Annotated in this window: 15 protein-coding genes; 8 read left to right on the top strand and 7 right to left on the bottom strand. The window is 66.6% G+C overall.

Annotated features, from left to right (window positions below):
- Nucleotides 1–14: 14 nt before the first annotated feature.
- From M2352_RS12700 to M2352_RS12670, 7 genes are all read left to right on the top strand, one after another.
- Nucleotides 15–596 carry a YceI family protein gene (locus M2352_RS12700; RefSeq protein WP_264664847.1) on the top strand — a complete coding sequence of 194 codons (582 nt, stop codon included), beginning with the start codon at nucleotides 15–17 and terminating at the stop codon, nucleotides 594–596.
- A gap of 25 nt (nucleotides 597–621) precedes the next feature.
- On the top strand, nucleotides 622–1227 hold the full coding sequence (gene gstA / locus M2352_RS12695; RefSeq protein WP_264664846.1) for a glutathione transferase GstA: 606 nt from the start codon (nucleotides 622–624) through the stop codon (nucleotides 1225–1227).
- Between the two features lie 93 nt (nucleotides 1228–1320).
- Nucleotides 1321–2283: a glutathione S-transferase family protein gene (locus tag M2352_RS12690; RefSeq protein WP_264664845.1), complete on the top strand. Its 963-nt coding sequence runs from the start codon at nucleotides 1321–1323 to the stop codon at nucleotides 2281–2283.
- 237 nt (nucleotides 2284–2520) lie between these two features.
- A complete protein-coding gene (locus tag M2352_RS12685) occupies nucleotides 2521–2763 on the top strand; it encodes a DUF1127 domain-containing protein (protein WP_264664844.1) in 243 nt (80 codons plus the stop codon).
- Nucleotides 2764–2787: 24 nt separating this feature from the next.
- Complete coding sequence (locus M2352_RS12680) at nucleotides 2788–3576, top strand: PhzF family phenazine biosynthesis protein (RefSeq protein ID WP_264664843.1); 789 nt, start codon at nucleotides 2788–2790, stop codon at nucleotides 3574–3576.
- Nucleotides 3569–4060 (top strand): GNAT family N-acetyltransferase, encoded by a 492-nt coding sequence (locus M2352_RS12675; RefSeq protein WP_264664842.1) that lies wholly within the window; start codon nucleotides 3569–3571, stop codon nucleotides 4058–4060. The genes M2352_RS12680 and M2352_RS12675 overlap by 8 nt, the downstream gene beginning before the upstream one ends.
- A gap of 21 nt (nucleotides 4061–4081) precedes the next feature.
- Nucleotides 4082–4528, top strand: a complete 447-nt coding sequence (locus M2352_RS12670) for a MaoC family dehydratase (RefSeq protein WP_264664841.1) — start codon at nucleotides 4082–4084, stop codon at nucleotides 4526–4528.
- Nucleotides 4529–4536: 8 nt separating this feature from the next.
- On the opposite strand, the gene M2352_RS12665 is transcribed toward M2352_RS12670, so the two are convergent.
- The 7 genes from M2352_RS12665 to M2352_RS12635 all read right to left on the bottom strand — a co-directional run bounded on the left by M2352_RS12665 (nucleotide 4537) and on the right by M2352_RS12635 (nucleotide 11337).
- Nucleotides 4537–4827: a YHYH domain-containing protein gene (locus tag M2352_RS12665; protein WP_264664840.1), complete on the bottom strand. Its 291-nt coding sequence runs from the start codon at nucleotides 4825–4827 to the stop codon at nucleotides 4537–4539.
- Nucleotides 4828–5500: 673 nt separating this feature from the next.
- Nucleotides 5501–6568, bottom strand: a complete 1068-nt coding sequence (gene folP, locus M2352_RS12660) for a dihydropteroate synthase (RefSeq protein WP_264664839.1) — start codon at nucleotides 6566–6568, stop codon at nucleotides 5501–5503.
- On the bottom strand, nucleotides 6565–7908 hold the full coding sequence (gene accC, locus M2352_RS12655) for an acetyl-CoA carboxylase biotin carboxylase subunit (protein ID WP_264665355.1): 1344 nt from the start codon (nucleotides 7906–7908) through the stop codon (nucleotides 6565–6567). Before accC ends, folP begins: the two co-directional genes overlap by 4 nt.
- Nucleotides 7909–7929: 21 nt before the next feature.
- The gene (gene accB / locus M2352_RS12650; RefSeq protein WP_264664838.1) at nucleotides 7930–8376 is read right to left on the bottom strand and encodes an acetyl-CoA carboxylase biotin carboxyl carrier protein; all 447 of its coding nucleotides are present in this window, start codon (nucleotides 8374–8376) and stop codon (nucleotides 7930–7932) included.
- A gap of 86 nt (nucleotides 8377–8462) precedes the next feature.
- Nucleotides 8463–8915: a type II 3-dehydroquinate dehydratase gene (aroQ, locus tag M2352_RS12645; protein WP_264664837.1), complete on the bottom strand. Its 453-nt coding sequence runs from the start codon at nucleotides 8913–8915 to the stop codon at nucleotides 8463–8465.
- A 109-nt stretch (nucleotides 8916–9024) separates the two neighbouring features.
- Nucleotides 9025–9768, bottom strand: a complete 744-nt coding sequence (locus M2352_RS12640; protein ID WP_264664836.1) for a hypothetical protein — start codon at nucleotides 9766–9768, stop codon at nucleotides 9025–9027.
- Nucleotides 9769–9867: 99 nt separating this feature from the next.
- A complete protein-coding gene (locus M2352_RS12635; protein WP_264664835.1) occupies nucleotides 9868–11337 on the bottom strand; it encodes a dynamin family protein in 1470 nt (489 codons plus the stop codon).
- Between the two features lie 315 nt (nucleotides 11338–11652).
- Here M2352_RS12635 and M2352_RS12630 point away from each other — a divergent pair, with 315 nt between their 5' ends.
- The gene (locus M2352_RS12630; RefSeq protein ID WP_264664834.1) at nucleotides 11653–12165 is read left to right on the top strand and encodes a MarR family winged helix-turn-helix transcriptional regulator; all 513 of its coding nucleotides are present in this window, start codon (nucleotides 11653–11655) and stop codon (nucleotides 12163–12165) included.
- The last annotated feature ends 8 nt before the right edge of the window (nucleotides 12166–12173 follow it).

Genomic DNA, 12173 nt, shown 5'->3' with positions numbered 1-12173 from the left:
CGGAGCTTGATGCCATGAAGAAGACCCTGTTCGCCGCCGCCCTGTTCGCCACCGCCGCCCTGGGCCTGGCCCCGGCGTCCGCCGCCCCGGTGGCGTACAAGGTGGACCCGGCGCACACCAGCGTGGTGTTCATCATCAACCACGTGGGCTTCGCCAACCTGATCGGCCGCTTCAACGCCGTGGCCGGCGACCTGACGCTGGACCAGGACGCGCTGGACAAGAGTGCCGTCAGCGTCACCATCGATACCGGCAGCGTCGATACCAACCACGCCAAGCGTGACGAACACCTGAAGTCGCCCGACTTCTTCAACACCAAGGAATTCCCCACGCTGACCTTCAAGAGCACGTCGGTGGAAAAGACCGGCGCCACCACGGGCAAGCTGCACGGCGACCTGACCCTGCTGGGCGTGACCAAGCCGGTGGTGCTGGACGTCACCTTCAACAAGGCGGGGGTCAGCCCGGCCAGCAAGCTGGAAACCGCCGGCTTCTCCGCGCGGGGGACGATTAAGCGCAGCGATTTTGGTATGAAGTACGGTGTGCCGGCCATCGGTGACGACGTGACCCTGCTCATCGAATCCGAGACGGTGAAGAAATAACCGACCAGGGAATGGAAAGCGTATCATGAAGCTCTATTACAAGCCCGGTGCCTGCTCCCTCTCCCCCCACATCGTCGCCCACGAAGCCGGGCTGGCGGTGCAGGCGGTCAAGGTGGATCTGGTCACCAAGACCCTGGAAGACGGCAGCGATTATCGTGCCGTGGCGCCCCGGGGCCAAGTGCCGGCCCTGCTGCTCGACAACGGTGCGCTGCTGACCGAAGGGGCGGTGATCGTCCAGTATCTGGCCGATCAGGCGCCGGACTCCGGCCTGCTGCCCCCCGCCGGCTCGTTCGAGCGCTACAAGGTGCAGGAATGGCTGAACTTCATCGGGTCGGAAATCCACAAGAGCTATTCGCCCCTGTTCCGCCCCGACACGCCCGAGGCTTACAAGCCCATCGCGCGTGCCAACGTCGCTGCCAAGCTGGCGGTGCTCGACGCGGCACTGGCCGGTAAGCCGTACCTGACCGGCGATACCTTCACCGTGGCCGATGCCTATGCCTACACCGTCAGCCGCTGGGCCGGGCATGCCGGCGTGGACGTCGGCGGTCTGGCCAATCTGAAGGCCTTCGCCGCCCGTGTCGCCGACCGTCCGGCGGTGCGCGCGGCCCTGGCCGCCGAAGGGCTGGCGTAAGTCACGGCACCACGGGAGACGGCGCCGGCGGTTCCCCATCCGGGATCGCCGGCGTTTTCTTCTGTTTCTGACACGAGCAGGGGAGGGCGGAGCATGGCCGGGCTGGTCAACGGGCAATGGGTCAACACCCCCATCGCCCAAGGGGAACAGAAGGGCGGTGCCTTTCACCGCGAACCCACCCGCTTCCGCGGCCCCATCGAGCGGGCGGAGGCCGGGCGTTATCAGCTTTTCGTGTCGTATCTTTGCCCTTGGGCCTGCCGCACGCTGATCGTCCGTGTGCTGAAGGGGCTGGAGGACGTGATCCCGGTGTCGGTGGCCGAGCCGATCATGGGTGACGACGGCTGGACCTATGCCACGCCGCAGGATGCCGGGCCGGCGCTGGGGCCGGTGCGCTTCCACCACCAGCTCTACACCGCCAGCGACGCCACCTACACCGGCAAGGTGTCGGTGCCGGTGCTGTGGGACCGGCAGCAGGGGCGGATCGTCAACAACGAATCGGCGGACATCATCCGTCTGCTCAACACCGCCTTCGACGGGCTGACCGGCAACCGGCTGGACCTGTACCCCGAATCCCTGCGTGAGACCATCGACGGGTGGAACGCGCTGATCTATCCGGCGGTGAACAACGGCGTGTACCGCTGCGGCTTCGCCACGTCGCAAGGCGCCTATGACGCCGCCTTCGACGAGTTGTTCGCGGCACTGGACCGGCTGGAGGCGCACCTGTCGGGCAGCCGTTATCTGGCCGGGGAGTATCTGACGGAGGCGGACTGGCGCCTGTTCGTCACGCTGGTGCGGTTCGACGCGGCCTATCACGGGGCGTTCAAGTGCAACCGCCAGCGCATCGCCGATTACCCCGCCTTGTCCGGGTATCTGCGGGAATTGTATCAGTGGCCGGGCATCCGGGCCACGGTGCGGCTGGACCACATCAAGACCGGCTATTACGTCAACCGCGCCATCAACCCCACCCTGATCGTGCCCAAAGGCCCCGCCATCGACCTGGACGGCCCGCACGGACGCGATGCCCTGCCGGGGCGGGGGATCCGGGTGCGGGAATAAAGCGTTGTCCTAAGCGTCACCTGCGTCATCATGGCAGGCTGAAAAGGGTGGGTCCGCGGTTGCGGCCCGCCTTTTTGTATGTCCGCCAGTTGGTTATGGTTGGTGTTGCAAACGGAATACATCCCATCACGGATATGTAATGGTGACAATTAAGACATTGACCGGCGCATTTCGCACTGCATAATGCAAATTGTCTCGATCACAGGGAACGATTGATCCCATCCGACGGAGGTTATCATGAGCACAAACGACGCGCTGCGCACCGCCCCCGCCCAGAGCCCGGCCACCCAGGCCCCGGCCGGCGTGGTTCGTGCCACCGCCCGTGCCATGTGGGCCTTTGTCGAAAAAATCCTGGAGTGGGAGGAGCGGCGGCGCCAGCGCCTCGCGCTTCAGGCGCTGGATGATCATTTGTTGCGCGACATCGGCATCTCCCGCGTGGAGGCCGACGGCGAGGGGCGCAAGCCCTTCTGGCGCGATTAATCCGATAAGGAAGGGGGACAATCCATGACCACGCTGCCCATCTATCAGGTCGATGCCTTCACCGACACCGTGTTCGGCGGCAACCCCGCCGCGGTGGTGCCGCTGGAACGCTGGCTGCCCGACGACCGGCTTCAGGCCATCGCGGCGGAAAACAACCTGCCGGAAACCGCCTTCATCGTGCCCCAGGGTGTCGGCTATGGCCTGCGCTGGTTCACCCCGACGGTGGAGATCGATCTGTGCGGCCACGCCACCCTGGCGGCGGCCCACGTCATCACCACCCTTCTGGAGCCGGACCGGCAGCGGGTGGATTTCTTCACCCAGGTGGCCGGCATCCTGACCGTGGAGCGGGACGGGGACCGGCTGATCCTCGACTTCCCCTCCCGTCCGCCCAAGACGGTCAACGCCCCCACGGCGCTGACCGCAGCCCTGGGCGGCCCGGCCCCGCTGGCGGTGCTGACGGCGCGTGATTACGTGGTGCTGTACGAGGATGCGGCGGCGGTGCGTGACCTCACCCCCGATTTCCGCGTGCTGGGGCAACTGGACCGCGCGGTCATCGTGACGGCGCCGGGGACGGACGGGGTGGATTTCGTGTCCCGCTTCTTCGCCCCCACCCACGGCATCGACGAGGACCCGGTGACCGGCTCGACCCACTGCACCCTGATCCCGTTCTGGGCCAAGCGGCTGGGGAAGACGGTGCTGGAGGCGCGGCAGATTTCCGCCCGCGGCGGTGCGCTGATGTGCGAACATCGCGGCGAGCGTGTCCGCATCGGCGGGCGTGCCGTGCTGTATCTGGAAGGGCGCATCCATGTCTGATCCATCCGCCGCCGCCACCGTCGTCCTGTCCCGCGCCGTGGGGGAGGCCGACATGGCGGTGGTGGCCGGTCTGTTCCGCGAGTACGAGGCGTTCCTCGGCGTGTCCCTGTGTTTCCAGGGCTTTGCCGAGGAGCTTGCTGGCCTGCCCGGCAAGTACGCGCCGCCGTCGGGGGAACTGCTGCTGGCCCGCGTCGGGGACGCTGTGGCCGGCTGTGTCGCCCTGCGCCCGCTGGACGAGGACGGGGTGTGCGAGATGAAGCGGCTTTACGTCCGCCCCGCCTTCCGTGGCACCGGGGCCGGGCGGCGGCTGGCCGAGGCCATCATCGCCGCCGGGGTGGAGCGGGGCTACCGCGCCATGCGGCTGGACACCCTGGAAAAGCTGGGGGCCGCGATCAAACTGTACGAGACCCTGGGCTTCCGCCGCATCGGCGCCTATTGCGCCAATCCGCTCGATGGCGTTCTTTACATGGAAAAATCCCTGTAAGAACACCCTCGGGAGGAACCCATGACCGGACGTTATTTTCAGGATTTTGCGGTGGGCGACGTGGTGGAAACGGCGGGGGTGACCCTGACCGAAAGCGCCATCATCGACTTTGCGCTCGTCCACGACCCGCAACCGTTCCACATCGACCGGGTGGCGGCCGAATCCGGGCCGTTCGGCGGGCTGATCGCCAGCGGCTTTCAATCCATGGCCCTGTCGTTCCGTCTGCTGCTGCAAACCGGCATCTTCGCCGGAACCAGCCTGGGCGGTGGCGTCATGGACGAGGTGCGGTGGCTGAAACCCGTGCGCCCCGGTGACACCCTGTCCGTCACCATGACCGTGGTGTCGGTCACCCCGTCACGCCGGGGCGACCGCGGCACCGTGCGCTGCGCCTACGCCACCCGCAACCAGCAGGGCGAGGTGGTTTTGACCTTCCTCATCAACCAGATCGTGGCGGCCCGCCCGGCGTAGGCGCCGGGTTACTGCTGCTTGGATTTCTCATCGCCGCTTGGTTTCTTGTCGGTGGCGGGGGCCTTCTTGGGCGCTTCGCCGCCGGCCTTGCGCCGTTCCGGGTGGCAATGCCGCTGCCCGGTGGATTTCTGCACGTGGCACCCCTCCTTATCCACATTGCCGGGATGCGCCAGCGCCGGCACGGCGGATAAGGCGAGGATGAGGGCAGCGGATAAGACGAAAACGGCAGAAACCCGTTTCATGGCGGCATTCCCCTGAGTGTTTGCCGCATCATGAAAAATCTGGGGTTGCGTGTCCATGGATTTTGCGTCCTCGGCGTTTCTTCGCTATCACCTCGACGCGCATCGGTTGGATATCCGCACGGCTCATACTAATGTGTGAGCGCTGGCCGGGCCGTGTCCGGCTGGCAGACCGAAAGGAGGTGACGCGTTTGAGAGAGTTCCTGAAGTGGCTGCACCGCTTCCGGTTCCGGGTGAAGTTGGAGTTCGAGGCCGGCTTCAACTGGGACCAGGATCGGTAAGGCCAACAGGTGGGGCCGGGAAACCGGCCTCACCGCCAGGGAACGGACAGCGCGTCACCTCCTGTCCCCGATCATACCATGTCCCGCGGTGGATTCAAAAAGCTGGACAGAGGATCATCCACACGACGCCCTTTCCGCTATAAGGGGGAGGGGCTTTTGCGCGCATCGGTTGGATATCCGTGTGACTCATACCAATGTGTGAGCGCTGGCCGGGCCGTTCCCGGCTGGCAGACCGAAAGGAGGTGACGCGTTTGAGAGAGTTCCTGAAGTGGCTGCACTGCTTCCGGTTCACGTTGAAGATTGAGTTCCAAGCCAGCTTCAATGAGAATCAGGATCGGTAAGGCCAACAGGTGGGGCCGGGAAACCGGCCTCACCGCCAGGGAACGGACAGCGCGTCACCTCCTGTCTCCGATCATACCACGCCCCACGCCGAATGCAAAAAGCTGGCAGCGCTACCCCGCCGGGTGCAGCCCGTCCCACACCGCGCGGGCTTGGACGGTGGCGGTCACGTCGTGGACGCGCAGGATCTGGGCTCCCTGGCTCAAGGTTTCGAAACCGGCGATCAGCGAGCCGGGCAACCGCTCCTTCGGCGGTTCCTGGCGCGACAGGCCGGCGATGAAGCGCTTGCGCGACAGGCCGATCAGCAGCGGGCAGCCAAAGCCGTGATAGAGCGTCGTCGCCCGCAGGATCTCCAGATTGTGGGCCACCGTCTTGCCGAAGCCGATGCCGGGGTCCACGGCGATGCGGTCCAGCGGCACCCCGCCGGTCCGGCACGCGGCCACCCGGTTTTCCAGCCAGTCGAACACGTCCAGGGCCGCGTCGTCGTAGCGGGGATCGTCCTGCATGGTGCCCGGTTCGCCCTGCATGTGCATCACCACCACCGGGGCGTCCGCGCGGGCCACCACGTCCAGGCTGGCGGGATCCCCGGCCAGGCCGCTGATGTCGTTGATGATGCGCGCCCCGGCGTCCAGCGCCGCGGCCATGACGCCCGCGTGGCGGGTGTCCACCGACACCGCCACCCCGCGGGCGGCGAAATGGCGGATCACCGGCAGGACGCGGGCCTTTTCCTCATCCTCGGTCACCGTGGCGGCGCCGGGGCGGGTGGACTCACCGCCCACGTCCAGAATGTCGGCCCCGGCCTCCACCAGCGCCTCGCCATGGGCGATGGCGGTGCCGGCATGGAAGAAATCGCCGCCGTCGGAAAAGCTGTCGGGGGTGACGTTGACGATGCCCATCACCGCCGGGCGCCGGATGTCCACCCCGCCGAAGGGCACGCGGGGGCGGGTCAGCAAGGCCATCCGGTGATCGAACGCCGCGGCCAGCCCATGGCGTGCCGCCCAGGCGCGGGCTTCGCCAAAGGGCAGGGTGGTGCGGGCGGTGATCCGCGCAGCCTCGCGCACCGTCAGGTCCACCAGCGTGAACGCAAAACGCCCGCCGGCAAGCGGTGCGGCGGGCGTTGCGTTCGGTGAGCCGGCGGGCAGCAGCCCCGTGGGGCGGACGTACAGCCGGCGTTCCGTCATGATCCCTTGGCCATCAACTGCTCCAGCCAGTGGATGTCATAGGCCCCGTCGATGAACGACGGCTGCGCGATGATCCGCTGGTGCAGCGGCAAGGTGGTGTCGATGCCGCCGATGACGTATTCCTCCAGCGTCCGCCGCAGGCGCATCAGGCATTCGTTGCGGGTGGAGCCGTGCACCACCAGCTTGGCGATCAGGCTGTCGTAGTGCGGCGGGATGCGGTAGCCGTCGTACAGCGCCGAATCGATGCGCACGCCCAAGCCGCCCGGCGCGTGATACCCGTCGATCCTGCCCGGCGAGGGCAGGAAGGTTTCCGGGTGTTCGGCGTTGATGCGGCATTCGATGGCGTGGCCTTCGAAGCGGATATCCGCCTGGCCGTAGCCCAGCGGCGCGCCGGTCGCCACGCGGATCTGTTCGCGCACGAGGTCGATCCCGGTGATCATTTCCGAAATCGTGTGCTCGACCTGCAGACGGGTGTTCATTTCGATGAAATAGAACTGCCCGTCCTCGAACAGGAACTCCATGGTGCCGACGCCGCGGTAACCGATGGCGGCGGTGGTCCGGGCGGCCAGATCGCCGATGAAGCTGCGCTGTTCGGCGTTGAGCGCCGGCGACGGGGCTTCCTCGATCACCTTCTGGTGACGGCGCTGGACCGAACAGTCGCGCTCGCCGAAATGCACGCAGTTGCCATGCATGTCGCCCAGCAACTGGATTTCGATGTGGCGCGGGTGGCCCAGGTACTTTTCGATGTAGACTTCATCGTTGCCGAAGGCCGCGCGCGCCTCGCCGCGGGCGAGCTGGTAGGCCTCGCGCAGCGTCTCGGGGCTGCGCGCCACCTTCATGCCCTTGCCGCCGCCGCCCGCCGCCGCCTTGATCAACACGGGGAAGCCGATGGAGCGCGCGATGACCTCCGCCTCGTCCAGCGAGGCCACGGGCCCGTCGGAGCCGGGCACCACCGGCAGGCCCAGGTTCTTCACCGTGGACTTGGCGGTCACCTTGTCGCCCATGATGCGGATGTGGTCCGCGGTCGGGCCGATGAAGGCGAAGCCGTGCTCTTCCACCATTTCGGCGAACTGGGCGTTTTCCGCCAGGAAGCCGATGCCGGGGTGGATGGCGTCGGCCCCGGTGATGGTGGCCGCCGACAGGATGGCCGGGATGTTCAGATAGCTGTCGCGGGCCGAGGGCGGGCCGATGCACACGCTTTCGTCGGCCAGACGCACATGCATGGCGTCGGCGTCGGCGGTGGAGTGCACGGCCACGGTCTGGATGCCCATCTCGCGGCAGGCGCGGTGAATGCGCAACGCGATCTCGCCGCGGTTGGCAATCAGAACCTTTTCAAACATCGCCAAGGGATTGGCCCCTTATCACTCGATGATCATCAGGACTTCGCCGTATTCGACCGGCTGCGAATCCGACACCATGACCTCCACGACCGTGCCGCCCTTGGGCGCCTTGATCGGGTTCATCACCTTCATGGCTTCGATGATGAGCAGGGTCTGGCCCGCCTTCACCGTGTCGCCCACGCGGGCGAACGGGGCGGAGCCCGGTTCGGGCGCGATGTAGGCGGTGCCGACCATGGGCGATTTCACCGCACCCGGATGGGCCGCGGCCACCGCCGGGGCGGCCGGTGCCGCGGCCACGGGGGCCGGGGCGGCGGCCACGGCGGCCTGCAGCGCCATGGGGGCCGGCGCGCCGCGGTTGACGCGGATGCGCTTTTCGCCCTCGGCGAATTCGATCTCGTTCAAGCCGGTTTCGCGCAGAAGGTCCGCCAGCTTGCGGATCAGGTCGCCGTCAATATCGAAAGTGGCCATCGTTTCAGTCCGGGTTCACAAAATCCAAGATGCGCGTGCGGAAGAGGGGCGGTAAGCAGCGGCGACCGGCGCGCGGGAGTCGAAGGTCAGGAACGGTTGTTCAGGATCTGCGCCATGGCGTCCAGACCCAACACATAGCCCTGCGGGCCGAAGCCGCAGATCATGCCCCGCGCGACCGACGTCACGTGGGAATGATGGCGGAACGGCTCGCGCTTGAAGATGTTGGACAGGTGCACCTCCACCACCGGCAGCTCGGCCAGGATCAGCGCGTCCAGAATGGCGAGCGACGTGTGGCTGTAGGCGCCGGCGTTGATGATGATCCCGTCGTTTTCCGAACGGGCCTGCTGGATCCAGGTGACCAGCTCGCCCTCGTGGTTGGACTGGCGGAAATCCACCTCCAGCCCCAGCCGCTGGCTGTGTTCCTGGCACATGGCCTCCACATCGTCCAGCGTCAGGGAGCCATAGATTTGCGGTTCCCGCACCCCCAGCATGTTGAGGTTCGGGCCGTTCAGAATCAGCACAGATGCGTTGATCGCCACGGGACCACGCCTTCGGATGGTTATCTTAGGTGCCGCGTTTATAGCACGGCCTTGCGGAAGGGCAATGCCCGCAAACGCGGGATTGCCGTTCCGTTCATGCGTCTTTCGGTCAGTTGTTGACCCCGGCGCAATAGACCTCTGGCGCCACGATCTCGGTCACGCGCACCTTGGTGCCGCCGGGCACGATGTATTCCTGGGCGCCGCGGTGGTCGGCGGCCCCCGGCGCCCAGTTGTAGGTGTAGCCCAGCCGGGTCCAGGGATAGCCGGTTTTCGCAAGGTCGGGGTTGATCTGATACGAATAGACCATCTGGTTGGCGAACCACGCCGTATAGTCCGCCGTGCCCTTGATCTGGTTGCCGCAGGACGTGGCGGCGGGATCGGGGTTGGCGCAGGGGCGGTACACGCCCCGACCGGTGGGGCCGGTCTTTTGCGGCGCGTCGATGGTGAAGCGGACGAAGCGGGCCTTCTCGTCCCCCGGCTTCACCGGCTGGAGGCCCAGCAGATAATGCAGCCCCTCGATCACCGTGCCTTGGGCGAAGGTGCGGCAGATGGTCCGCACCTCCGGTTCCACGGTGATCCACATGCCGTACGAGCTGGCGACGGTGACCGTCTGCCCCTCCTTCCCCTCGGCCCAGGCGGTGTTGCCGGTGAAGGTCAGGGCCTGGATGGGATAGGTCAGCGGGGTCAGCGGGCGGACGTTGGAATCGCGGTAGACCGCGGTGTCGGTGATGGTGGCGTCATAGGCGGCGCGCTGGGATTGCGCCGGGACCGCCGCCTTCTCCGCCTCCGGTGCGGTGGCGCAGCCCGCCAGAAGAACGGCGGAAACGGCATACAAGGAAATGGAAAAACGCATCGGACGATCCCCCGCAAACGAAAGCGTGACGATACACGGTTTCGCGAGCGGGGAGAAACACCCCTTTGTTCCTAGCGTTACTGTGGCGTTTGGCCCGGATTACTCGCTCTGAGCCGGGTGCGGCCGGCGGCCGGCGGGATCGGTGTAGAGGTCGTTCAGCCGCTGGACATGCTGGGCCACCGCTTCGCGGATGGCGAAGATGCGGCCCTTGGCCCGCTTGCCCCAGCCCACCGGCAGCTTGCGAAATGCCATGCGGAAGAAGCGGGTGTTGCGCAGGAAGGCGTGGCGTGGGTTCAGGTCGGCCTCGCCCATGCGTTCGGGCAGGCCGGATGCCACCCGTCTGGCCATCCAGCCGCGGATCCAGTGATGCCCGGCCAGGAACACGCCGGCCAGCAGCGCCACCGCCACCAAGAGGCGGATGGGCAGCCCGCCGCCGTCCGGCCCGGCCCCGGTTTCGCCCAGCCACCCGGCGAACCGGCCCAGCGACTCCCCGCCGATCAGATAGGACAGGCCGCCCAGCACCACGGCCAGGAAGCCGGCCCACAGGGCATCGCCGATCAGCACCCCGCGGCGCCAGCGGGCCAGCGCCTGCTGAAGGAAGGGAATGATCTCCCCCTCCAGTTCCTTGGTCAGCGAATCGAGCATGCCGACGATGCGGTAGCCGCGGCCCACCTCCACCTCGGCGATGCGGCCCTGGATCTCGGTCAGGTCGGCGTCGCACTTGGCCTCGTACCGGGCGCGCAGGGTCTCGTCGTCGATGGGCGGGGCGGCCTTCTTGTTGTAGATGGCGTAGAAGCGCCCGCTGACCAGGCCGGCCTGGGCGATGGCCCGCTGCCATGCGCCGAACACCGCCTCGGCGTTGTCTTCCTTCCAGGTGGTGTCGATCTGGTTCAGGACATAGATGAATTTGCGCGCGTCGGCCCGGCGCACCGATTTCGACACCAGATGCTGGAGCGTGTCCTGCATCGCCCCCGGCTCGGGATGGCGGGCGTCGAAGAACACCAGCACCAGATCCGACAGCTCGATGATGTGGTCGGTCAGGCGCAGGACCGAGCGGCGCTGGTCGTCGGCGTCGAAACCGGGGGAATCGATGACGATCTTGCCGCGCACGCTGTCGTTCTTCAGCGTCTTGAGCTGCAGGTAGCTGTCGATGCGCTTGCCTTCGCCCGCCGCCACCTTCTCGATCTCGTCGGAGATGCGGTAGAAGGGGAAGCGCGGGTCGGCGTTCAGCGCCGTGCCGGGCAGCGGCTCATACTTGGTGTCGGCGCCGTAGCAGATGACGGTGAACTTGTCGTCCACCGCCTGGTTGCCGGTGTTTTGCAGGTTGGCGCCCAGCGCGGTGTTGATGAAGCTGGACTTGCCGGCGGAAAAGGTGCCCAGCACCGCGATCATCGGCCACCACGGAATGCGGGTCGCCAGCGATTCGTCGTCTTGCAGCAGCCCCATGCCATACAGCAGCCGGTCGAACTGCCGATAGGTGGGGATGATCGGCAGCAGGATCGGGTTTTCCGACTTCAGATGGTTCTCCAGCGCGTTCAGGCGCTGCTGCAGGGCTTGCCGTGGTGTCATCCGCCGTATCCGCCGTTGTCGCGCCCCCCTTGGCGGAGAGCGGTTTTTTTCCGTAGGCGGGTTCATAGCACGCCCCGCCGCCGGCAACCGCGAAAATTTGCCGCGGGCAATCGCCGCGCCCCCCGCCCCGGGAAGAGGGGGGCGCGACGTTCGTGCCGTTGTCAAAACCATCCGTGTCTTTTACACAGGACAGGACGAAACAAAGCCGAAGAACGATGGCTTGCCGCGGGCCGGACCATCGCTTATGTCTGAATCGCTGACCTAAATCCCACAGCCTTTCCCCCACGTCCTGTACGGGAGCGGACCGACAGCCCCATGTCCGACATCAAAGCCGGCGTCAACCAGCTTTACCTGCGCGAGGAGGAACTGCGCACCGGCATGGAGCTGCTGTTCTATGCCTACCGCGAGTTCACCGCCGAACCCGACGCCATCCTGGGCAAGATCGGTTTCGGGCGGGCGCACCACCGTGTGATCTATTTCGTGGGCCGCCATCCGCGGATCACCGTCACCGACCTGCTGGGCATCCTGCGCATCACCAAGCAGAGCCTGTCGCGGGTGCTGGGCGAACTGGTGCGCCAGGGCTATGTGCAGCAGACCACCGGCACCCGCGACCGGCGCCAGCGCCTGCTGGAACTGACCGAGAAGGGGACGGATCTGGAACGGCAATTGTCGGAAACCCAGCGTCACCGCATCGCGCGCGCGTATCGCATGGCGGGGGCGGAGGCGGTGGAGGGGTTCCGCAAGGTGATGATGGGCATGCTGAACGAAGAGGACCGGGCCAAGTTCGTGCCCGTCCCGCCCCCGCGCTATGCGGCCCTCAAGCGATGAAGACCTGA

This window comes from Azospirillum fermentarium (genome assembly GCF_025961205.1).
Classification (GTDB): domain Bacteria; phylum Pseudomonadota; class Alphaproteobacteria; order Azospirillales; family Azospirillaceae; genus Azospirillum; species Azospirillum fermentarium.
This window is presented reverse-complemented; position numbering and strand designations above follow the sequence as displayed.

Excerpts from the sequence above, each read along its gene's own strand:
- M2352_RS12700 (WP_264664847.1), top strand. The coding sequence starts at position 15 with ATGAAGAAGACCCTGTTCGCCGCCGCCCTGTTCGCCACCGCCGCCCTG.
- gstA (WP_264664846.1), top strand. The coding sequence starts at position 622 with ATGAAGCTCTATTACAAGCCCGGTGCCTGCTCCCTCTCCCCCCACATC.
- M2352_RS12690 (WP_264664845.1), top strand. The coding sequence starts at position 1,321 with ATGGCCGGGCTGGTCAACGGGCAATGGGTCAACACCCCCATCGCCCAA.
- M2352_RS12685 (WP_264664844.1), top strand. The coding sequence starts at position 2,521 with ATGAGCACAAACGACGCGCTGCGCACCGCCCCCGCCCAGAGCCCGGCC.
- M2352_RS12680 (WP_264664843.1), top strand. The coding sequence starts at position 2,788 with ATGACCACGCTGCCCATCTATCAGGTCGATGCCTTCACCGACACCGTG.
- M2352_RS12675 (WP_264664842.1), top strand. The coding sequence starts at position 3,569 with ATGTCTGATCCATCCGCCGCCGCCACCGTCGTCCTGTCCCGCGCCGTG.
- M2352_RS12670 (WP_264664841.1), top strand. The coding sequence starts at position 4,082 with ATGACCGGACGTTATTTTCAGGATTTTGCGGTGGGCGACGTGGTGGAA.
- M2352_RS12665 (WP_264664840.1), bottom strand. The coding sequence starts at position 4,827 with ATGGACACGCAACCCCAGATTTTTCATGATGCGGCAAACACTCAGGGG.
- folP (WP_264664839.1), bottom strand. The coding sequence starts at position 6,568 with ATGACGGAACGCCGGCTGTACGTCCGCCCCACGGGGCTGCTGCCCGCC.
- accC (WP_264665355.1), bottom strand. The coding sequence starts at position 7,908 with ATGTTTGAAAAGGTTCTGATTGCCAACCGCGGCGAGATCGCGTTGCGC.
- accB (WP_264664838.1), bottom strand. The coding sequence starts at position 8,376 with ATGGCCACTTTCGATATTGACGGCGACCTGATCCGCAAGCTGGCGGAC.
- M2352_RS12640 (WP_264664836.1), bottom strand. The coding sequence starts at position 9,768 with ATGCGTTTTTCCATTTCCTTGTATGCCGTTTCCGCCGTTCTTCTGGCG.
- M2352_RS12635 (WP_264664835.1), bottom strand. The coding sequence starts at position 11,337 with ATGACACCACGGCAAGCCCTGCAGCAGCGCCTGAACGCGCTGGAGAAC.
- M2352_RS12630 (WP_264664834.1), top strand. The coding sequence starts at position 11,653 with ATGTCCGACATCAAAGCCGGCGTCAACCAGCTTTACCTGCGCGAGGAG.